The organism is Streptomyces malachitofuscus (assembly GCF_055571035.1).
Window position 1 is genome coordinate 57477 of the sequence record NZ_JBVIGA010000013.1, and the last position, 20766, is coordinate 78242.

16 protein-coding genes and 1 pseudogene are annotated in these 20766 nt (G+C 71.2%); 9 read left to right on the forward strand and 8 right to left on the reverse strand.

Annotation, left to right across the window (positions count from 1 at the left end):
* Window positions 1–31: 31 nt before the first annotated feature.
* A complete protein-coding gene (locus tag ACZ44S_RS19955; protein ID WP_466930806.1) occupies window positions 32–862 on the forward strand; it encodes an alpha/beta fold hydrolase in 831 nt (276 codons plus the stop codon).
* Between the two features lie 175 nt (window positions 863–1037).
* On the forward strand, window positions 1038–1745 hold the full coding sequence (locus ACZ44S_RS19960) for a GntR family transcriptional regulator (RefSeq protein WP_466930808.1): 708 nt from the start codon (window positions 1038–1040) through the stop codon (window positions 1743–1745).
* Window positions 1746–1975: 230 nt separating this feature from the next.
* Here the strand turns inward: ACZ44S_RS19960 and ACZ44S_RS19965 are convergent, their stop codons facing one another.
* The 6 genes from ACZ44S_RS19965 to ACZ44S_RS19990 form a co-directional block, all read right to left on the reverse strand.
* The gene (locus tag ACZ44S_RS19965) at window positions 1976–2977 is read right to left on the reverse strand and encodes a proline racemase family protein (protein WP_466930810.1); all 1002 of its coding nucleotides are present in this window, start codon (window positions 2975–2977) and stop codon (window positions 1976–1978) included.
* A 2-nt stretch (window positions 2978–2979) separates the two neighbouring features.
* The gene (locus tag ACZ44S_RS19970; protein WP_466930812.1) at window positions 2980–3876 is read right to left on the reverse strand and encodes a dihydrodipicolinate synthase family protein; all 897 of its coding nucleotides are present in this window, start codon (window positions 3874–3876) and stop codon (window positions 2980–2982) included.
* A 46-nt stretch (window positions 3877–3922) separates the two neighbouring features.
* Window positions 3923–5341 carry an FAD-dependent oxidoreductase gene (locus ACZ44S_RS19975; RefSeq protein ID WP_466930815.1) on the reverse strand — a complete coding sequence of 473 codons (1419 nt, stop codon included), beginning with the start codon at window positions 5339–5341 and terminating at the stop codon, window positions 3923–3925.
* Window positions 5334–5588 carry a (2Fe-2S)-binding protein gene (locus ACZ44S_RS19980; RefSeq protein WP_190163042.1) on the reverse strand — a complete coding sequence of 85 codons (255 nt, stop codon included), beginning with the start codon at window positions 5586–5588 and terminating at the stop codon, window positions 5334–5336. The genes ACZ44S_RS19975 and ACZ44S_RS19980 overlap by 8 nt, the downstream gene beginning before the upstream one ends.
* Window positions 5585–6745, reverse strand: a complete 1161-nt coding sequence (locus tag ACZ44S_RS19985; protein WP_466931153.1) for an NAD(P)/FAD-dependent oxidoreductase — start codon at window positions 6743–6745, stop codon at window positions 5585–5587. The genes ACZ44S_RS19980 and ACZ44S_RS19985 overlap by 4 nt, the downstream gene beginning before the upstream one ends.
* A 136-nt stretch (window positions 6746–6881) precedes the next feature.
* Window positions 6882–8288: a multicopper oxidase domain-containing protein gene (locus ACZ44S_RS19990; RefSeq protein ID WP_466930818.1), complete on the reverse strand. Its 1407-nt coding sequence runs from the start codon at window positions 8286–8288 to the stop codon at window positions 6882–6884.
* 377 nt (window positions 8289–8665) lie between these two features.
* On the opposite strand from ACZ44S_RS19990, the gene ACZ44S_RS19995 reads away from it, so the two are divergent.
* The 7 genes and pseudogenes from ACZ44S_RS19995 to ACZ44S_RS20025 all read left to right on the forward strand — a co-directional run bounded on the left by ACZ44S_RS19995 (window position 8666) and on the right by ACZ44S_RS20025 (window position 17401).
* Window positions 8666–12367 carry a nitrate reductase subunit alpha gene (locus tag ACZ44S_RS19995; RefSeq protein WP_466930821.1) on the forward strand — a complete coding sequence of 1234 codons (3702 nt, stop codon included), beginning with the start codon at window positions 8666–8668 and terminating at the stop codon, window positions 12365–12367.
* A gap of 1 nt (window position 12368) precedes the next feature.
* Window positions 12369–13913, forward strand: a complete 1545-nt coding sequence (gene narH / locus ACZ44S_RS20000; RefSeq protein WP_466930824.1) for a nitrate reductase subunit beta — start codon at window positions 12369–12371, stop codon at window positions 13911–13913.
* Window positions 13910–14659 (forward strand): nitrate reductase molybdenum cofactor assembly chaperone, encoded by a 750-nt coding sequence (gene narJ, locus ACZ44S_RS20005; RefSeq protein ID WP_466930826.1) that lies wholly within the window; start codon window positions 13910–13912, stop codon window positions 14657–14659. Before narH ends, narJ begins: the two co-directional genes overlap by 4 nt.
* Complete coding sequence (gene narI, locus ACZ44S_RS20010) at window positions 14656–15372, forward strand: respiratory nitrate reductase subunit gamma (RefSeq protein ID WP_466930829.1); 717 nt, start codon at window positions 14656–14658, stop codon at window positions 15370–15372. Before narJ ends, narI begins: the two co-directional genes overlap by 4 nt.
* A complete protein-coding gene (locus ACZ44S_RS20015) occupies window positions 15369–15980 on the forward strand; it encodes a vitamin K epoxide reductase family protein (RefSeq protein ID WP_466930831.1) in 612 nt (203 codons plus the stop codon). Before narI ends, ACZ44S_RS20015 begins: the two co-directional genes overlap by 4 nt.
* Window positions 15981–16128: 148 nt before the next feature.
* A pseudogene (locus ACZ44S_RS20020) lies at window positions 16129–16603 on the forward strand (GNAT family N-acetyltransferase); the annotation flags it as partial.
* Between the two features lie 333 nt (window positions 16604–16936).
* The gene (locus tag ACZ44S_RS20025; protein WP_466931155.1) at window positions 16937–17401 is read left to right on the forward strand and encodes a fructosamine kinase family protein; all 465 of its coding nucleotides are present in this window, start codon (window positions 16937–16939) and stop codon (window positions 17399–17401) included.
* Here the strand turns inward: ACZ44S_RS20025 and ACZ44S_RS20030 are convergent.
* The gene (locus ACZ44S_RS20030; RefSeq protein ID WP_466930833.1) at window positions 17368–18936 is read right to left on the reverse strand and encodes a DUF4246 domain-containing protein; all 1569 of its coding nucleotides are present in this window, start codon (window positions 18934–18936) and stop codon (window positions 17368–17370) included. The two genes, ACZ44S_RS20025 and ACZ44S_RS20030, sit on opposite strands and share 34 nt — an antisense overlap.
* 25 nt (window positions 18937–18961) lie before the next feature.
* Window positions 18962–20746 (reverse strand): sensor histidine kinase, encoded by a 1785-nt coding sequence (locus tag ACZ44S_RS20035; RefSeq protein WP_466930836.1) that lies wholly within the window; start codon window positions 20744–20746, stop codon window positions 18962–18964.
* Window positions 20747–20766: the final 20 nt, after the last annotated feature.

Here is a 20766-nt window from a genome sequence, read left to right on the forward strand (position 1 = left end):
GCGTCCAGCCATCCCTGCGGAAGGATTTGCCATGGGCACGGTCACCACTTCCGACGGCACGACCATCTTCTACAAGGACTGGGGTCCGCGCGACGCCCAGCCGATCGTCTTCCACCACGGCTGGCCACTCAGTGGCGACGACTGGGACAACCAGATGCTGTTCTTCCTGGCCCAGGGCTACCGGGTGATCGCTCACGACCGGCGCGGCCACGGCCGCTCCAGCCAGTCCCCGACCGGCCACGAGATGGACACCTACGCCGCCGACGTCACGGCGCTGACGGACGCGCTCGATCTACGGGACGCCGTCCACATCGGGCACTCCACCGGCGGCGGAGAGGTCACCCGTTACGTGGCGCGGGCCAAGCCGGGCCGCGTCGGGAAGGCCGTACTCGTCGGCGCCGTTCCGCCGGTCATGGTCAAGTCGGAGAGCAATCCGGGCGGGCTGCCGATCGAGGTCTTCGACGAACTCCGCGCCGCTCTCGCCGCCAACCGCGCACAGTTCTACATCGACCTTCCGTCGGGCCCGTTCTACGGCTTCAACCGGCCCGGCGCGGAGGTCTCCCAGGGACTGATCGACAACTGGTGGCGGCAGGGGATGAGGGGGGCGGCCAACGCCCACTACGAGTGCATCAAGGCCTTCTCCGAGACCGACTTCACCGAGGACCTCAAGAAGATCGACGTCCCGGTGCTGGTCGCGCACGGCACCGACGACCAGATCGTGCCCTACGAGGACTCGGCACCGCTGTCGGCCGAACTGTTGCAGCAGGGCACCCTCAAAACGTACGAGGGGTACCCGCACGGCATGCTGGCCACGCATCCGGACGTCCTCAACCGCGACATCCTGGAGTTCGTGAAGTCGTAGAAGGACGGTCGTCTGCCGAGAGTGAAGACCTCGGCTTCTGCCGGGCCGACTTCGTTGAGGCCAGCAGGAATTCGGCCTGGCCCGAGCAGGCGATCGCGCTTCGACGGCCGGGGCGTCCGGACAACGTGACATTGTATAGTGGGAGATCATCGACTGGTCGGACGGAGGAGCGGGGATGCCTCATCTCAAGCCACAGATGATCCCCGTCCAGACCCATCTGCGCGATCAGGTCGCCAATGCCCTCAGGGCCGCCCTGATCGCCGGCGAGCTCCGTCCGGGAGTCATCTACTCCGCCCCCACCCTGGCGGCGGAACTCGGCGTTTCCGCCACCCCGGTGCGCGAGGCGATGCTGGATCTGGCCAGGGAGGGCCTGGTCGAGGCGGTGCGCAACAAGGGGTTCCGGGTCACGGAGATGACCGAGCAGGACCTCGACGAGTTCACCGAGATCCGCACCCTGATCGAGGTTCCCACGGTGGGGCGCGTCGCCGCGACGGCGACCGGCGAGCAGTTGGAGAGGCTGCGCCCCCTGGCGGAGCAGATCGTCACGGCGGCGCAGGAGCATGACGTACTCAAGTACCTCGAAGCCGATCACCGGTTCCATCTCGAGCTCCTCGCCCTGGCCGGCAACCACCATCTCGTGGAGGTGGTGGCCGACTTGCGCAAGCGTTCGCGTCTGTTCGGACTGAGCAGCCTCAACGAGACGGGACGGCTGGTCGCTTCCGCCCGGGAGCACGTCGAGCTGCTGGATCTGATGGTGGCCGGCCGGATCGGTGAGGCCGAGGAGTGCATGCGCCGCCATCTCGCGCACGTCCGCACCCTGTGGGCGGACGGCCGGGCGGACGCCGAGGACCAGGAACCGGCACTTGGGCTCGGTGGCCGGTAGGGCCTCAGCCGCACGATCCGCTGTTCGCCGCGTTCTTCCGCACAAACCGTTCATGAGACGGGCCGTTGTCCCGGCCGGTGCCCCGAGGGCCGACGCCGTTGCAGTCACCACAGCGGTGGACGCGCGGGTGGGGTGATGGCCGTACGCCGTGTCGAACAGCGTGCTCGGCGCGTACGTTCGCTTGCCTGCCTCGGCCATCGCCCTGCGGGGGACTTCGGGCCCGTCGCGGGTCAGAGGGTGAAACCCGCCGGGTAGGGGTCCGACGGGTCGAGCAGGTACTGAGCCGTGCCCGTGATCCAGGCGCGGCCCGTGACGGACGGCAGGACGGCCGGGCGGTCCCCGACCGTCGTCTCGCCGAGGATGCGGCCGGTGAACCGGGAGCCGATGAACGACTCGTTGACGAAGTCCTGACCGGCCGGCAGCTGCCCGCGGGCGTGCAGCTGCGCCATCCGGGCACTGGTGCCGGTGCCGCAGGGCGACCGGTCGAACCATCCCGGATGGATCGCCATGGCGTGCCGTGAGTGCTCCGCGGTCGATCCGGGGGCCTCGAGGTAGACGTGGTGGCACACGTCGATGTCCGGGTTCTCGGGGTGGGAGACCGGGCGCTGCTCGTTGATCGCGTCCATGACGGCCAGTCCGGCGTCGAGCAGTCGCTGCTTCTCCGCCAGGTCGAAGGGGATGCCGAGGTCCTCGGTCCGCACGAAGGCGTAGAAGTTGCCGCCGTAGGCGATGTCGTAACGCACCGAGCCGTGTCCCGGGACGTCGACGGCCTGGTCGAGTGCGTGGCAGTACGACGGCACGTTCTCGAGGGTGACCGACTCGGCGCGGCCGTCGCGCACCCGCACCCGGGCCGTGACCAGTCCCGCCGGTGTGTCGAGCCGTACCAGGGTCTCCGGCTCGGTGACTTCGACCATGGCCGTCTCGACGAGGACCGTCGCCACGCCGATCGTGCCGTGTCCGCACATCGGCAGGCATCCGGAGACCTCGATGAACAGCACGCCGTAGTCGGCGTCCGGCCGGGTCGGGGGCTGCAGGATCGCCCCGGACATCGACGCGTGTCCGCGCGGCTCGCACATCAGCAGGGTGCGCAGGTGGTCGCGTTCGGCGATGAAACGCTGCCGTCTGTCGAACATGGTCGCGCCGGGAAGGACGCCCACGCCTCCCGTGATCACACGGGTGGGCATCCCCTCGGTGTGCGAATCGACGGCGTGGTAGCAGACGGTCGAGCGCATCGTCAGTTCACCCCGGCGTCGATGAGGGCCTGGGTGGCGGCGCGCACGACGGCCTCGGTCTCCGGGTCGAGCGGCTGTCGCGGCGGGCGGCAGGCACCGCCTCGCCGACCGGTCATCTCCTGGCCGAGCTTGATGGCCTGGACGAACTCGGTCCTGCTGTCCCAGCGCAGGACCGGGTGCAGCCGCCGGTAGAGCGGCAGCGCCGTCTCCAGGTCACCCGCGACGGACGCCTCGTAGAGTGCGAGGCAGGCACGGGGGAAGACCTGCGGGTAACCGGCGACCCAGCCCTTGGCGCCGGCGACGGCGGCCTCCAGCACGGTGTCGTCGGTGCCGATCATGAGGTCGAGGCCGGGCGCCAGCTCGGAGATCTCGTAGCAGCGCCGGACGTCGCCCGAGAACTCCTTGACGCCGACGATGAATCCTTCGGCGTGCAGTTTGGCCAGCAGGTCCGGGCGCAGGTCCACCTTGGTGTCGATGGGGTTGTTGTACGCGGTGACGGGCAAGCCGACGGAGGCCACCAGTTCGAAGTGCTCGAGGACCGCGCGGTCGTCGGCGCGATAGGCGTTGGGGGGCAGACACATGACCGCCTGACAGCCCGCGTCCTTGGCGAACCGGGCGTGCCGCCTGGCCTCACCACCGCCGTAGGCCCCGACACCGGGCATCACCGTGAACCCCTCGGGGGCGTTCGCGACGGCCGTCTCGACGACACGGTCGCGCTCCTCGTGTGTGAGGGTCTGGTACTCGCCCAGTGACCCGTTCGGCGCGACACCGTGCATTCCCCACGCGGCGAGCCGGGCGACGCTCGCGCCGTAGGCGTCGAAGTCGACCGTGAGATCGTCGTGGAACGGGAGGCTGGTCGCGACGATGACGCCGTGCCAGGGCTTGCGGGTCTCGCTCATCACTACTCCTTGTCCGTCCTTCATCGGTGGCCGACCATGCCGGCGGTCAGGGATCGAGGTCGGCGAGCGCGCCGAGCGTGACGGGTGTCGCGACGAGCCGCTCCGCGGACTCGTAGCCCCGCTGTCCGGCCGTGAGGCAGTGCACGGCCGGTCCGCACATCCGCCCCTGGCACCAGCCCATGCCGGCCCGGGTGAGTTGCTTGACCTGCCGGTGGTCGTCGGCCCCGCCCTCGGCGCGGGCCGTCCGGATCGCCCCCGCGGTGACCTCCTCGCAGCGGCACACGACGGTCTCGTCGGTCAGCCACGAAGACCATGCCGTCGGGATCGGGTGGGCCAGGGCCAGCGCCCGGGCGAAGGCACGGTGCCGAGCCACCGCGGAGCGCACCGCGGCGAGGCGATGTGGCCCCGGCACGGGTGTGGCGCCGGAGTCGGCGAGGACCGATTCCGCGGCCAGGCGGCCCTCCCCCACCGCGAGTGCCGCCCCGCCCACTCCGGAGGTCTCCCCCGCGGCGTACAGGCCGGGAACGGTGGTGCGCTGTCCCTCGTCGACCACGACGACCGCGTTGCCGTCCGCCGAGTCCGTGAGAGCGCAGCCGAGAGGGACGAGCAGGTCGAGCTGCGGTGCGAAACCCCAGCCGACACCGACGGCGTCGACCTCGACGTGCCGTTCCGTGTCCGGCCGCGGGCTGCCGTCCGGACGCAGTGAGGCGATCCGGACCGCTGTGACCCGGTCGCTTCCTTCGGCGCCGGTGATCGCCGTGCGCGGGCGGAACCGGACGCGACGGCGCGCGAGGGCGGTGGCGTACCCGGCGCCCTCGGCCCATGTGCGGGGGTTGCGCAACAGCGGGCCGGGGTGGCGCAGCCACGCCGACGGGTGGGACGCCTCGCACACCGCGACCACCTCGACCCCGCGCGAGGCGAGAGCGGCGGCCACCGGCAGCAGGAACGGGCCGGTACCGCCCAGCGCCACGCGGTTCCCGGCCGCGACTCCGCCTCCTTTGAGCAGCGCCTGGAGGCCGCCGATGGTGAGCACACCGGGCAGGTCCCATCCGGGGAAGGGCAGTTGCCGGTCGTAGGCCCCGGTCGCCACGAGGAGCTTCGGCGCGCGCAGGACCCCGGCGGTCTCCTGCGGCGCCTGCCGGCGGTCGACCACGTGGACCGCGAATCCGTCGTCCTCACGGACGGCGGACCACGCATGATGCGCCAGGCGCAGTCCGAGCCGGCCCGCGGCCCGGCCCGCCGACAGCGCCTCGCACAGGGCGCGGTACCCGCGCAGTCCGTGGTGCAGGTCATCGGTCGGCATGGCCGCTCGCGCGTGCGCCGGCGGATGCCGCCAGTACTGGCCGCCGACGGCGGCGCCGGAGTCCACCAGCTCCACGCGCAGCCCGCCGGCCAGGGCTGTGGCCGCCGCGGTCATGCCGGCCGGACCCGCGCCCACGACCAGGAGGTCCGCCGGCTCACTCATCGTCGCCCTCCTCCGTCGTGACGGTCATGCCCGGACGTGCGGGTACGAGACAGGCACGCTGCCCGCCGGCCCCGTCGATGGTCAGGAGGCAGTCGAAACAGACACCGATCCCGCAGAAGACTCCCCGTGGACGGCGGCCGACGCGGGTGGTCCGCCAGGCGACCCGGCCGGCGGCCACCAGGGCCGCGGCGACGGTCTGTCCCTCGGTGAACGGCAGGGACTCGCCGTCGACGACGATCTCGCTCACTGCGGAGCACCTCCGGGGGTGAGGAATCGGTCGGGGAGCAGCCCGGTGTGCGCGGCCGGATCGGCCCCGCGCCAGGGGCGGCCGAGCAGATGGGCCGTCACGAGCGCGCCGGTCGCGGGGGCGAGACCGATGCCCGCGCCCTCGTGACCGCACGCGTGCACGACCCCCGGCACCCGTGGGTCGGGGCCGACGACGGGCAGATGATCCGGGCAGTAGGGCCGGAATCCGCGGTAGGCGCGGATCAGGTGGACGCCGCGCAGAAAGGGGAACAGCCGGCACGCCTGTGCCGCGAGCCTGGTGACCACGGCGGTGTTCATCGTCAGGTCGAAGCCGACGCGTTCGCGGCTGGCGCCGATGAGGATCGTGCCGCCGCGTGTCCCCTCGACGACGCACGAGGTCTCCAGTCCCGCGTCGGACGAGGCGACGCCCGCGACGTAGTCGGCCGAGTAGACCTTGTGCCGGACCATCGGCGGCAGCGGTTCGGTCACCAGGACGAAGCCACGGCGTGGCAGCACCTCGACGGGCGCACCGAGCCGCCTGCCGACCTCGCCGCCCCAGGTGCCGGCGGCGTTGACGACGGCGTCGGCGTGCAGGACGTCACCGGTGGTGGTGCGGACGCCGGTGATCCGGCCCTCGCGGCCGGTCGGCGCTCCGGCGACCTCGCCCTTGTGCAGGCGGGCGCCCCGCTGCAGCGCGGCTCGCAGCAGCGCGGCCGCCGCCAGGACCGGCTGCACCTGGGCGTCCTGCGGGTAGTGGACGCCGCCGGGGATCCCGGGCGCGAGGTGGGGTTCGATGTCCTGGACGCGGTCGACCGGCTCGATGCGGACACCGGCCGCTTCCTGGCGCGCGGCGAACGCGCCGAGTGCCGCGAGGCCTTCGGTCGTGCTCGCGACGACCAGCCCGCCCTTGTGTTCGAGCTCGAAGGTGTCCGGCCCGAGCTCCCGGCCGGCCTCGTCCCACAGGGTGCGGCTCAGCCGCGCCAGGGCCAGTTCGGGGCCGGGTTCCTTGTCGGAGAGGAGAACGTTGCCTTCTCCACGGCTCGTCGTCCCTGCGCCGACAGGTCCGCGGTCGACGACCGTGACGTCCATGCCCGCGGAGGCTGCGTGGAAGGCGCAGGCGGCTCCGACGACGCCCGCACCCACGACGACGACCTTCAGGGTCACCGGCTCCCCCTCTGTGCAATGTCACATGCCATGACGAGGCTATACATCCACCAGCGTCAGGACAACGGTGGGAACGGTGTCGGGTGCCGGTACCCCGCGGCCGTCAGGGCCCGTCGGCCGGCGACATCCCTCAGCCGGTCACTTCCACCATGCCGTGGGCTCCTGCCTCGGCACGGCGCATGTCGTGGTCGACGAACGCGTAGTGACCGGGCTCCGGGAACGTCGTCTCGACGAAACCGCCCTGTGCCGGGGCGAGGTCGAGCACCTGTGCGCCACCCGGCTGTTCCGGTGTGAGCAGGTGGGCGCCCTCCTTGTACACGGTGTCGAAGACCGTGCCCACGACGTGGAAGGCGACGCCGTCGCCCGGTCCGGCGGCGACCACCCAGAACCTGGCCCGTTCGCCGGCCTTCAGCTTCAGGGGCTGCTCGGTGTACTGGTTCGCGACTCCGTTGAACGCCCAGGCGTCCGGGGTGTTCCGGCGCATCTTCTCCACCTGGGCCTCGCTGCCCGGCGTTCCGAGGTAGAGCTGCGAGGAGACCATGACGTATTCGTGGTCGACCTCGGCCAGGCCCGGTGGATCGATGACGACCGCGCCGTACATGCCGTTGCCGATGTGCTGGAGCATGGGGGGTGTGCTGCAGTGGTACAGCCACGCCCCGGCGTTCTCGGCGCGGAACCGGTAAAGCAGGCGTTCGCCGGGCCGGATGGTGCGCATGGGGCGGTCGGGGGCCAGGGATCCGGCGTGGAAGTCGATGCCGTGTCCCATGCGTCGGTCGTCGTTGACGAGGGTGATCTCGAAGACGTCGCCGACCTTTCCGCGCAGAGTGGGTCCGGGAGCGGTGCCGCCGAAGGTCCACCTCTGTTGCCTCACACCCGGAGCGACCTCCACCGTCTTCTGTACGGCGCGCAGTTCGACCCGGTGGACGGTGCCGCCGGGTGCCGGGGGCAGGGCGGCGTCGCGGGCCCGCCAGCCGGTGGAGAAGTCGGCGGAGAGGTCGAGGGGCGGGTCGCCGTCGGCGGTCGGGACGCGTGTGTCGGGTGCGCCGTGGCCGGTCGCCGGGTCGTCCGTCACGACGATGTCCATCGTCATCCCGGCGGCCCGGTGACCAGGGAGGGTGCACCATGCTTCGCGGTTCCGGGTGACCGGTCCGAGGTCGAGGACACGGGTGTCTCCCTCGGAGAGCATCGGCGTGGCGGGGCCGTCCTCGACCTTGAGATCGTGGCGCCGGGCGTCGGTGTTGGTGACCTTCAGGCGCAGCGTGGTGCCCGCCGCGACCTCGACGCGCGCCGGGCGGACACGCATGTCGGCCAGGGCCACGGCCACCGTGCGGGTGGTGCCGGTGCCCGCGCCGGTATCGCCCCGGGTGTCACCGCCGCTGTTGGCCACGAGTACGGCCAGCACGGTCACGACGATCCCCACGGCCGTGCCCCACACGGCCGGCCGCCGTGAAGCCGCGGCGGCGGGGGCCGCCGGGCCGGACATGGCGGGCGCGCTCGCCTCGCCGGTGCCGGTGGACTCGTCGGCGGTACCGCTCATGCGAGTGCTCGCAGGTCGGTCGAGCCCTCGAACCGCACCGCCCGCGAGCGGCGGCGGTGACATCGGGCCCAGGGGCGGTGGTCGGCGTGGTCGTGCACGGATACCTCCGTTCGCTCGCGGTCAGCATCCGCCGCCGGCGGTGGCCCGCGCGACGGCCGTTGGTCCTCTGCCGCGGGCCGACGGTCCCTGGCGCGCGCCCTCCCACGGCGTGGGGCGAAACCGCGCCGGACCGCGCAGGGGCGGCCGGACGCTCCAACGGATCCCACCGCCGGGACCATTGGTCCCCTTCGCCGTCGGTGGTTGGGGCCGGAAGGCCGCCCGGTGGGGACCGCCGGGCCCCCGGTACACCGCTGCTCCGCCACCTAGCGTTCGTGACCATGGAGAACGATCAGAAACCACCGCGCAGTGCGCCGTCCGACGGCTCCGGCTGGCCGCTGGCCGCCCGCAGGCTGCTGAACCGCAGTGAGGTGTCGTCGGACGGGCGTGCGGTCTTCGGTGAGGGCGACCCGAAGTGGGAGGGCTTCTACCGCGACCGCTGGTCCCACGACAAGGTGGTGCGCTCCACCCACGGTGTGAACTGCACCGGTTCCTGCTCCTGGATGGTGTACGTCAAGGACGGCATCATCACCTGGGAGCACCAGGCCACCGACTACCCGTCGATCGGCACCGACTGCCCCGAGTACGAGCCGCGCGGCTGCCCGCGTGGTGCGTCGTTCTCCTGGTACACGTACTCACCGAGCCGGGTCCGTTACCCCTATGTGCGGGGCGAGCTGCTGAAGCTGTGGCGTGAGGCGCGGGGGCGGCTCGGTGACCCGGTGGCGGCCTGGGCGGAGATCACGTCCGACCCTGCGAAGGCGCGGGCGTACAAGCGGGCGCGCGGCAAGGGCGGGCTGGTACGCGCCGACTGGGACGAGGTCGCCGAACTGGTCGCGGCCGCCCATGTGCACACCGTCAAGCGCCACGGCCCGGACCGCGTGGTCGGCTTCTCGCCGATCCCGGCGATGTCGATGGCCTCGTTCGCGGCCGGTTCCCGGTTCATGTCGCTGATCGGCGGCACGCTGCTGTCGTTCTACGACTGGTACGCCGACCTGCCGGTCGCCTCCCCGCAGGTCTTCGGCGACCAGACGGACGTGCCGGAGGCCGCGGACTGGTGGAACGCCGGCTATCTGATCATGTGGGGATCCAACATCCCCGTGACCCGCACACCCGACGCCCACTTCCTCACCGAGACCCGCTACAACGGCACCAAAATCGTCGCGGTCAGCCCGGACTACGCCGACAACGTCAAGCACGCCGACGAGTGGATGTCCCCGCACCCGGGGACGGACGGCGCGCTGGCCATGGCGATGGGTCATGTCATCCTGCGCGAGTTCCTCGTGGACCGGGAGGTGCCCTACTTCCGGGACTATCTGCGGAAGTTCACCGACGCCCCGTTCCTGATCACCCTGCGCGAGCACGCGGAGGGCGGCCTGGTCCCGGACGGCTTCCTGACCGCGGCGGACCTCGGGCACGAGGAGGAGAACGCCGGCTCCAAGACGGTCCTGCTGGACTCGGCGACGGGCGAGCCGGTCGTACCGAACGGCTCGCTCGGCTTCCGCTGGGCCAAGGGCGAGCAGGGCCGCTGGAACCTCGACCTCGCCGGTGTGACGCCCGAACTGAGCGTGCTGGAACGGGCTGAGGAGACGGCCGAGATCCTGCTGCCCCGCTTCGACGAGGGCCCCACCGAGGGCGGTACGACCATGGTGCGGGGTGTGCCGGTGATCCGCGTCGGCGGGCGTACGGTCACCACCGTCTTCGACCTGATGCTGGCGCAGTACGGCGTCGGCCGGCCGGGACTGCCCGGCCGGTGGCCGGCCTCGTACGACGACGCCGAACAGCCCTGCACCCCGGCCTGGCAGGAGACCCTCACCTCGGTCCCCGCCGAGCAGGCGGCCCGGATCGCCCGGGAGTTCGCGCGCAACGCGGAGCGCACCAAGGGCCGTTCCATGATCGCGCTGGGGGCCGGCACCAACCACTGGTTCCACTCCGACACCATCTACCGTGCGTTCCTGGCGCTGACCACCATGACCGGCTGCCAGGGCGTCAACGGCGGCGGCTGGGCGCACTACGTGGGCCAGGAGAAGGTCCGTCCCCTCACCGGTTTCCAGCACCTCGCGTTCGCCTTCGACTGGCAGCGGCCCACTCGGCACATGGCCGGCACCTCCTACTGGTACCTCAACTCCGACCAGTGGCGCTACGAAGCCTTCACCGCCGACGAGCTGGCCTCACCGCTGGGGAAGGGCAAGCTCGCGGGCCGGACGTTCGCCGACTGTCTGGCGCAGGCAGTGCGGCTGGGCTGGACGCCGGGGCACCCCGGCTTCAACCGCAATCCCCTCGATCTGGCGGACGAGGCCGCGGCGCGGGGCCGCCCGGTCGACGAACACATCGTGGACGAACTGAAGTCGGGGCGGCTTCGGTTCGCCGCGGAGGACCCGGACGCGCCGGAGAACTTCCCTCGGGTGCTGACGGTGTGGCGGGCGAACCTGCTGGGTTCCTCCGGCAAGGGCAACGAGTACTTCCTGCGGCATCTGCTGGGCGCGGACGCGGCCGTCCGCTCCGAGGAGACCCCGCCCGAGGGACGTCCGCGGGAGGTGGTCTGGCGGGACGAGGCACCCGAGGGCAAGCTCGATCTGCTGGTCACCATGGACTTCCGGATGACCTCCACCGGCCTGCTCTCCGACGTGGTCCTGCCGGCCGCGACCTGGTACGAGAAGGACGACCTGTCCAGCACGGACATGCACCCCTTCGTGCACGCCTTCACCCCGGCCATCGCCCCGCCCTGGCAGGCCCGCACCGACTACGACACCTTCCTCACCATCGCCGACCGGTTCAGCGAGCTGGCCGCCGAGCACCTGGGGACGCGTACGGACGTGCTGCCGGTTCCCCTGCTGCACGACACCCCCGACGAACTCGCCCAGCCCGGCGGGGTGGTCCGGGACTGGAAGACCGGTGAGTGCGAACCGGTCCCCGGCAGGACCATGCCGAAACTCGTCGTGATCGAGCGCGACTACGCGGCCGTGGCGCAGAAGATGCGGGCCGTGGGCCCGCTGCTGGACACCCTCGGCACCACCACCAAGGGCGTCACCGTCCGTCCCGACCGGGAGATCGAGAACCTGCGGCACCGCTGCGGGACGGTCCGCGACGGCGTCGCCGCCGGCCGGCCGTCGCTGGCCACCGCGTCCGACATGTGCGAGGCGATCCTGGCCCTGTCCGGCACCACCAACGGCCGTCTGGCCACCGAGGGATTCCGCGAGCTCGAGCGGCAGACCGGCAGCACGGGCCTGGTGGAGCTGGCCTCCGAACGCGAGGCCGAGCGCATCACCTTCGCCGACACGCGCACCCAGCCCCGTTCGGTGATGACGTCCTACGAGTGGTCGGGCTCGGAGACGGGCGGGCGCCGCTACTCGCCGTTCGTCATCAACACCGAACACCTGAAACCGTGGCACACCCTCACCGGCCGGCAGCACTTCTTCGTCCAGCACGACTGGACGACCGAGCTCGGCGAGCAGCTTCCCGTCTACCGGCCGCCGTTGAACGCGCCGCGCCACTACGGCGACGAGCATCTGCACGAACAGGACCGCGCCGAGGTCACGGTCCGCTATCTGACCCCGCACTCGAAGTGGTCCATCCACTCCAACTACCAGGACAACAAGTACATGCTCGACCTGTCCCGCGGCGGCCCGGTCATCTGGATGTCCCGGGAGGACGCCGAGAAGATCGGCGTCAAGGACAACGAGTGGATCGAGGCGTACAACCGCAACGGTGTCGTCGCCTGCCGGGCCGTGGTCACCCACCGGATGCCCGAGGGGACGGTGTACATGTACCACGCCCAGGACCGCAACGTGAACGTGCCGAAGACCGAGGTGGGCGGCAAGCGCGGCGGCATGCACAACTCGCTGACCCGCCTGCTGCTCAAGCCCACCCATCTCGCGGGCGGCTACGCGCAGTTCACCTACGCCTTCAACTACTACGGCCCGACCGGCAACCAGCGTGACGAGGTCACCGTCATCCGCCGCCGCAGCCAGCAAGTGGAGTACTGAGATGCGCGTCATGGCACAGATCGCGATGGTGATGAACCTCGACAAGTGCATCGGCTGCCACACCTGCTCGGTCACCTGCAAGCAGACGTGGACCAACCGCACCGGTGTCGAGTACGCCTGGTTCAACAACGTCGAGACCAAACCCGGTGTCGGCTACCCCCGCCGCTACGAGGACCAGGAGCAGTGGAAGGGCGGCTGGATGCTCGACAAGCGCGGACGCCTGGTCCTGCGCTCGGGTGGCCGGGTCAGGCGGCTGCTGTCGCTGTTCTCCAACCCCGACCTGCCGTCCCTCGAGGACTACTACGAGCCGGTCACCTACGACTACGACAACCTCATCAGCGCCCCCGCCGGGCCCGACATGCCCGTCGCCCGGCCCCGGTCGGTCCTCACCGGCAAACCCGCCGACATCACCTGGGGCGCCAACTGGGAGGACGGTCTGGGCGGGGCCCCCGAGAACGCTGGCGGCGACCCCAACCTCAGCGGGGAGTGGGCCGAGAAGGTGAAGTTCGAGTTCGAGCAGACCTTCCTCTTCCACCTTCCCCGCCTGTGCGAGCACTGCCTCAACCCGGCCTGTGTGTCGGCCTGTCCGTCCGGCGCCATGTACAAGCGCGTCGAGGACGGCATCGTCCTGGTCGACCAGGACAGGTGCCGCGGCTGGCGGATGTGCGTGACGGCGTGCCCGTACAAGAAGGTGTACGTCAACCACGCCACCGGCAAGGCCGAGAAGTGCACCTTCTGCTTCCCGCGCATCGAGGCCGGTCAGCCGACCGTCTGCTCCGAGACCTGCGTCGGCCGGCTGCGCTACCTCGGCCTGCTGCTCTACGACGCCGACCGGGTCGGCGAGGCGGCGGCCACGCCCGACGAGAAGGACCTGCTGGACGCCCAGCGCGACGTCTTCCTCGATCCCTTCGACCCCGGTGTCGCCGCCGCCGCGCGGGAGTCGGGGATTCCGGAGGACTGGCTGGACGCGGCCCGCCGCTCCCCGGTGTACGCGCTGGTGTCGAAGTACAAGGTGGCGCTGCCGCTGCACCCCGAGTACCGGACGCTGCCGATGGTCTGGTACGTGCCCCCGCTCTCCCCCGTCCTCGACGCCGTCGACGCGGCGGGCGGCGACCAGGACGACCCCGACCACGTGTTCGCCGCCGTCACCCGGCTGCGCATTCCCCTGGAGTACCTGGCGGAACTGTTCACCGCCGGGGACACCGACGTCGTCGGCGGGGTCCTGATGAAGCTGACGGCGCTGCGCTCGTACATGCGCGGCATCTCGCTCGGCGAGGAGGGCGACGAGGCCCTCGTGAAGGCGGTCGGTCTCACCGCGCGGGAGGCCGAGGACCTGCACCGGCTGCTCGCCGTCGCCAAGTACCAGGACCGGTACGTCGTGCCCGCCGCGCACAAGGAGGACGCGGCGGCGCTGACCGCCATGGAGAACCGCTGCCCCGTCGAGTCGTCCGGCGACCCGGCTCCCGCGGACGGCCGCCGCGTGATGCTCGGCATCCCCACGCTGCGCCGCCGCTCCCCCGAGACTCCCGCCGGAGGCCGGCCGTGACTTCGCTGAAGGCCCTGCTCCGCCCCTCCACCCGCCGCCGTGCCGTGCCGCCGACCCCCGAGGAGACGGAGCAGCGGGCCATGCTGCTGCGGCTGTGCTCACTTCTGCTGCAGTACCCGGACCACGAACTCGTCACCGCGGGGTCGGTGTTGACGGCCAGTGTCGAGGCGTTGCCGCAGTCACCCGCCGCCGAGCACCTGGCGGCCTTCACCGACTGGTTCACCGGCCGGGAGCAGGACGCGCTGGAGCGGCACTACGTCGAGACGTTCGATCTGCGCCGCCGCAGCAGCCTCTATCTCACCTACTACCTGCACGGTGACACCCGCCGCCGGGGTATGGCCCTGCTCACTCTGGCACAGCGGTACCGTGCGGCCGGCTGGGACACCGACGGCGGCGAACTGCCCGACCACCTCCCGGTCGTCCTGGAGTTCGCCGCGCTGGCGGGCTCCGGCCGGGGCGAGGCCCCCCTGCGTCAGCACCGCCGCGGCCTGGAACTGATCCACCGCGCGCTGAGCGACTCCGACTCGCCGTACCGCCATGTCCTGGCCGCGCTGCTCACCCTGCTCCCGCCGGCCACCGAGGCCGACCTGCGGGCGGTGGCCGAGCTCGCCGCCCAGGGACCGCCCAACGAGGACGTCGGCCTCGATCCCTACGGCGAGGGCGCCTTCGCCCCGCCCGGCGCCTTCACCCCTCCCCCGCCGGCACCGCCCACCCTCACCCCGTCCCCCGAGGAAGGCCCCGCATGAACGCCTCGACAGCCGACCTGCTGCTGTGGGTCGCCGTTCCGTACGTCTGCCTGGCGGTGTTCGTCGTCGGGCACGTCTGGCGGTACCGGCAGGACCAGTTCGGCTGGACCTCCCGCACCAGCCAGCTCCTCGAACACCGCTGGCTGCGCTGGGGCAGCCCGCTGTTCCACCTCGGCGCGTTCATGGTGATCGCCGGGCATGTGGTGGGGCTCGCCGTTCCCGGCTCGTGGACCGAAGCGGTGGGGATCAGTGAGCACGCGTACCACACCACCGCGGTCTGGGCGGGGTCGGTGGCGGGCGTCGCCATGGTGGCGGGGCTGGGCATGCTGTGCGCCCGCCGCCTGCTGACCCGCCGGATCCGGCTGCGGACCGACCGCAGCGACAAGCTCCTCTTTCCACTGCTGTCCGCCACCGTCGTCCTCGGCATCACCGCGACCGCCGCCCACAACGTCTTCGGCGCCGGCTACGACTACCGCTCGACCGTCTCCGTGTGGTTCCGCGGCCTGTTCGTCCTGCAGCCCCGTCCCGAGGCCATCGTGGGGGCGCCGCTGCTGTTCCAGCTGCACGCCCTCACCGCCCTCCTGCTCTTCGCGGCCTGGCCGTTCACCCGGCTGGTGCACGTGTGGAGCGCACCGGTCGGCTATCTGGCCCGGCCGTACCTGGTCTACCGGCGGCGCGCCGGGTCGGCCTCCGCGGCCCGGCGCGCCTCATGAGCCGGGGGCCGTCGTCCGCGTACGACGCCCCGACCACCGTGGGCCGGCGCACGGGATGGCTGATGCTCCTGACCGGGACGGTGGGCTGGTACGCCTCCTTCCGGCTCGCCGTGGACGACCGGCGACTGCTCAGCGACCCCGCCTACCAGCCGTCCTGCGACATCAGTCCCGTCGTGAGCTGCGGCAGCGTGATGTCCAGCCCTCAGGGCAGCCTGTTCGGCTTCCCCAACATGCTGCTGGGACTGGCGGGTTTCGCCGCCGTGGCGGCGCTGGGCGTCGCGGTGCTCGGCGGGGCGCGCCTGCACCGGCGACTGTGGCTCGCGCTGAACGCCGGGGCGCTGGTGGGGGTGGCGTTCGTGCACTGGCTGATCCTGCAGTCGCTCTACGAACTGAACACGCTCTGCCCGTACTGCGCGGTCGTCTGGTTCGTCACCATCGCGCTGTTCTGGTACGTGACCTTGCACTGTGCGGAGCAGGGATGGATCCCCGCTCCACGCGGTGTGCTGACGGTGGTCCGGGACACGCACTGGATGCTGCTGGCCGCCTGGTACGGGGTGATCGCCCTGCTCGTCCTGACGCGCTTCTGGACGTACTGGAGCAGTCTCTGAGGGTGCGCGTCACGGGCACCCCGGGGGATCGTCGGCGATTTTCTCGGCGATGCGGCCGAGCGCGGCGAGTTCCTCGGGGTCGAGCCGGTCGACGAGATGCCGGCGTACGGAGGCGACATGGGCCGGGGCGGCCTCCTCGAGCGCGGACGCCTCGCCGGGCCCTCTCCCCGGCTCGTACACGCGGCGCCTCGGCCCGGACGACGCGCCCGAGGTGACGGTGCTGCAGCGCTGCTGCTGGGTGGCGGAGGCACTCGACAACGACACCCTGGCGATACCGGCGCTCCACGAGTCGCCGGAGGACGTGCGCGCCTGGCTGGACGACTGGCACACGACGGGACTGTGGCGGGACGGGCGGCTGCTCGGGATGGTCCGCACGCGTCGCACCGGCGCCGACCTGCACGTCGGGCGACTCGCCGTCGCCCCCGACCTGCGGGGACTGGGGGTGGGCCGGTGGCTGCTGCGCCGGGCCGAGGCGGCGGCCGGGGAGGGATGCCGGCGCATCATCCTCTCCACCGGCGCCGCCAGACCGCAACCTCACCCTCTACCAGCAGCAGGGATACACCCCGCTCACCGATGCGCAGGACGACGGCGTGGTAGGCCTGGCCAAAGCCGTCCCCGCCTGAGCACACCGGCACAGAGGAGCACACAGCACATGACGGAACCGACTTCCCTCCTGCTCTCACGCAGAGGCGACGGCACATCGGTGTTCGCCAAGGCGTTCGACGAACCGCCCTCGGACGTCGCCTTCGCCGCGGAGGCCGAGGGGCTCACCGCGCTGCGCGAGACCGGCGGCGTCGCCACGCCCGACGTCGTCCTCGCGGAACGCGACCTGCTCGTGCTCTCCGTACTGCAGCCCCGGCCACGCACCGAAGCCTTCTGGGAACAGCTCGCGCAGGTGCTCGCACGCCTGCACACCGAACGACGACGGGTACGAGTTCTTCGCCCGGCACCGGCTGCTGCGCTGGCTGGGCGAACCCCGCGTCGAAGAGGCTCTGGACCCCGAGGACCGGGCGGCGCTGGAGCGACTGTGCGACCGGCTGCCCGAGCTGCTGCCGCCCGGGCCCGCGTGCCTGACGCACGGCGATCTGTGGGCGTCGAACGTCATGGCCACCCCCGACGGACGGCCCGCGCTGATCGACCCGGCCGTGTCGTACACATGGGCCGAGGTCGACCTGGCCCACCTGTGGACCACGGCACCGCCACCCGAGGGGCACGTGCTGTTCGACCTGTACGCCGAGCTGACGGGGCTGGACCGCGGCTGGCGCGACCGCATGCCGATGGTCCAGCTCCGCCGGCACCTGGCCGTGATCGCCCAGTTCGACCCCGACTGGGGTGCCGCCGACCTCGTCCGCGCCGCCCTCGCTCCGTTCCGCCGGCGCACGCGGGGTCAGTGCTCGCAGAGTGAGAACTCCCGCTCGTAGAGCTGCTCGTTGTGCTCGTCGACGAAGAACTTGCGTTCCTGCATGAGCTGTTCGCGGTAGGCCTTGGCCTGTTCCAGCGTCATGGTCGTGGTGGCGGACCAGGGCTGCTGGGGTGGCACGTCGGACGTCGAGACGATCTTCTCCGACGGGTCGACCAGGAAGAACGCGAGAATCTTGCGATGTCCCGGGCGGGCGGGGTCCTGGAGGCGGAACGAGCCGACGCGGTGCTGCAGGATGTTCGGGAAGGCCAGGCAGCGGCCGGCCGGGGTCGATGCCGCTCCCAGTTGCTGGTTCAGTGCGTCTTCGTCCTCCAGGCCGTAGACCTCACGCAGACCGTTCTCGTCGTTCTGTTCGTAGTCCGGGTCGTCGAGTGCCACCCGGAAACCCAGCCGGCTCTCGGTGATGTTCTCGCTGTCCCAGTAATAGATGCCGGTCGAGACGATGCGCTCGTTCAGCATCCCCTCGACATGCCAGGAACCGCCGGGGTATTCGGGCTTGTCCGGGGTGAGTTGAATGGTGGCGAGCTTGACGACGACCTGCAGGCTGCGGCCGCGCAGGTCGATCCGGGCGGCCCCGTCGGGCAGCTCGGGAGAGGTGAACTCCGGGGCGTCCGGAACGGTCGGCCGACGGTTCTCCCACCAGTCGTCCAGAGCCTCGTCCCACGCACGGAGGGCTTCCTTGTAGGCCTCGTCGTCGCCGTACGCGGATGCGTCCGGACGCTGCGGCTTCGAGTCGTACCACCCGTAGGGGTCGGCTTCGATGCGCGGGGGCCGCGGGTGGCGCAGATCGGTGAGCACGTTCTCCAGCAGCGGACGGAAGCGTGCGAACACCTCCGGCAGGACGGAGGCCAGTGCGCGATGTTTCTCGGGGTGGACGTTGTTGACGTACGAACGGAAGGCGACGTCCCCGTCGTCGCTGACGTCGACGTCCGTGGGCAGCCACTGGAAACGCTCCGAGAACTCGTAATTCGAGTAGTGGTTCGTCGGATTCCGCCAGGCCCGCTCGGGCGCCCCGCTCACCTCCCGCACCAGACAGAACAGCGAGGGATGCACCAGATCCAGTACCAGGCCGTCGGATCCGGGATGCCAGTCCTGCTCCGCTTCCGGGACCTCCTCGAGCACCCGGACCGCCTCGCGCAGCCGGTCCCTGAGCTCGTCGTCGATCAGTGTGTCCGACTGCCACACCCCGTCGACGGCGGACACCTCGATGCCGGTCCGTCCGTCCCGCAACGCTGCGTAGTGCCCGAGTTCGGCGAGCACGTAGCGGACCTGTGCCCCGGTGAGGCCCTGGGCGAGCGCCTCTTGAGTCCACCTGGCGACGATGTGGGCGTCGTTCCTCTTGTCGAACCAGCCCGGCTTCGCCCGGATGTGGGAGCTGCACTGCGTCATCTCCAGTTCCCGCAGCGTCCGCGGAGTCGCGAGCGCCGTGGAACGAGCGGCTTGAAAGGGCAGCGGAAAGGCGGACATGCCGGTCAACTCTCCTGATCCTCCCGGTCGGTGGGCAGTGGCGGGAAGGATACGTGAGCGGACCGACATCACCGTCCGGCCGCCCGCTGCGGGGTCAGCCGGGCACGGTGGTCGCGCCACCGGAAGGCAGCGGAACCATCCATTCCAGGAGCGTGCCGGTCGGATCGAGACGGGTGATGCCGAACGTACCGTCGAGTTCCTCGGCACGACTGCGCAGGTTGGCCAGTCCGCTGCGGCGCGTGGTCGCCGGGTCGATGCCACGCCCGTCGTCGGCCACGGTCAGCCTCAGCACGCGGCCGGAAAGCTCCACCGTGACGTCCGCCCTGGTGGCGCAGGCGTGCCGGGCTGTGTTGGACAGGGCCTCACGCAGGACGGCGACGAGATGGTCCGCATGGGTGGCGGGCACGTCGGTGTCCAGCAGACCCGTCATGCGCAGGGCGGGGTCGAAGCCGAGAACTCGGGTGGCTTCGTCGGCCACGTTCAGCAACTGGGAGCGCAGTCCACCGGCCCGCTCCTTACGGTCGCGGTGCTGGAGACCGAAGATGGTGGACCGGATGGTCCTGATGGTGTCGTCCAGGTCGTCCAGGTCGTCCACGACACGCTCGATGCGTTCGGCCACCGTGGGCTCGTCACGCACACGACCGAGGGCCGCTTGCAAAGTCAGCGCATCGGCGAAGAGCCTCTGGATGACCTGGTCGTGCAGATCACGCGCGATCCGGTCACGGTCGCCGAGCAGCGCCAGTCGCTCCACGTCACGCCGGTGCTCGGCGATCTGCAGTGCCAGAGCCGCCTGGTCGGCGAAGACGCCGACCATGTCGACGGCCGCCTCGGTGAACGACGGTTTTCCGGGGGCATGGGCCACCTGCAGCACCCCACGAATGCCCTCGCTGTCGCCCACGGGCACAAAGAACGCGGGTCCGAGCGGCACGACGGAGGCGCTGCCACCCGATGCCCGCGCGTCCTCGCTGAGCGCCTGGCTGGTCACCGGCTCTCCACTGGCGTACACCTTCGCCGCCAGGGTGGTCACGGGCAGGGCGAGGCCCAGCACTCGGTCGGCCGACTCTCCGCTCGCGGCCTCCACGACCAGCCCTTCGCCCTCCCCCACGGGCCTGGCGAGGGTGACCAGGTCGGCGCCCGTCATCTCCCGGACGATGTCGGCGAGCGACCGCAGGATCTCCTCCGGCGGCGCCCCTGACAGCAGAGCGCGGGTCATGTCCGCGCTGGCGGCCAGGCGCCGCTCGCGGTGGCGACTGTCGTCGTACAGACGGGCGTTGTCGATCGCCACGCCCGCAGCGGCGGCCAGACTGCGCAGCACCGCCTCGTCGTCGGAGTCGAAAGGCAGCCCGCCGCGCTTGTCGGTCAGGTACAGGTTCCCGAAGACCTTCTCCCGCACCTGCACGGGAGCACCGAGAAACGTGCGCATCGGCGGGTGCCCCGGCGGGAAGCCCACCGAATCCGGGTGCTCCCCGAGGTGCTTCAGGCGCAGGGGGTGCGGCTCCCGGATCAGCAGACCCAGGATGCCGTGGCCCTCGGGGTAGTGACCGATGCGCTCGATCGTCCTTTGGTCCATGCCCACCGTGATGAACTGCCGGATCGTGCCCTCGTCCCCCAGCACGCCCAACGCGCCGTACTCGGCGTCCACCAGGTCCGCGGCGGACTGCACGATCCGCCGCAGCAGGTCCTCGAGCTCCAGGTCGCTGCCGATCGCCACCACCGCGTCCAGCAACGTCTGCATACGGTCCCGGCCCCCGCGTACCCGCTCGACGTGCTCCTGCAACTCGCTCAGCAACGCGTCCATCCGCAGCGGCGGAGCCGCCCCGGTACGTTCCGTCCCCGGCCCTTCGCCGGCCGCGGCGCCCTCATCCCCTTGCGTGACCATGTGACTCAGGATGCCCCAAC

Coding starts and splice junctions, on each gene's coding strand:
- ACZ44S_RS19995 (WP_466930821.1), top strand. CDS start 8,666: ATGGAGAACGATCAGAAACCACCGCGCAGTGCGCCGTCCGACGGCTCC.
- ACZ44S_RS20015 (WP_466930831.1), top strand. CDS start 15,369: ATGAGCCGGGGGCCGTCGTCCGCGTACGACGCCCCGACCACCGTGGGC.
- ACZ44S_RS19965 (WP_466930810.1), bottom strand. CDS start 2,977: ATGCGCTCGACCGTCTGCTACCACGCCGTCGATTCGCACACCGAGGGG.
- ACZ44S_RS19960 (WP_466930808.1), top strand. CDS start 1,038: ATGCCTCATCTCAAGCCACAGATGATCCCCGTCCAGACCCATCTGCGC.
- ACZ44S_RS19955 (WP_466930806.1), top strand. CDS start 32: ATGGGCACGGTCACCACTTCCGACGGCACGACCATCTTCTACAAGGAC.
- narH (WP_466930824.1), top strand. CDS start 12,369: ATGCGCGTCATGGCACAGATCGCGATGGTGATGAACCTCGACAAGTGC.
- ACZ44S_RS19975 (WP_466930815.1), bottom strand. CDS start 5,341: ATGAGTGAGCCGGCGGACCTCCTGGTCGTGGGCGCGGGTCCGGCCGGC.
- ACZ44S_RS20035 (WP_466930836.1), bottom strand. CDS start 20,746: ATGGTCACGCAAGGGGATGAGGGCGCCGCGGCCGGCGAAGGGCCGGGG.
- ACZ44S_RS19990 (WP_466930818.1), bottom strand. CDS start 8,288: ATGAGCGGTACCGCCGACGAGTCCACCGGCACCGGCGAGGCGAGCGCG.
- ACZ44S_RS20030 (WP_466930833.1), bottom strand. CDS start 18,936: ATGTCGGTCCGCTCACGTATCCTTCCCGCCACTGCCCACCGACCGGGA.
- narI (WP_466930829.1), top strand. CDS start 14,656: ATGAACGCCTCGACAGCCGACCTGCTGCTGTGGGTCGCCGTTCCGTAC.
- ACZ44S_RS19970 (WP_466930812.1), bottom strand. CDS start 3,876: ATGAGCGAGACCCGCAAGCCCTGGCACGGCGTCATCGTCGCGACCAGC.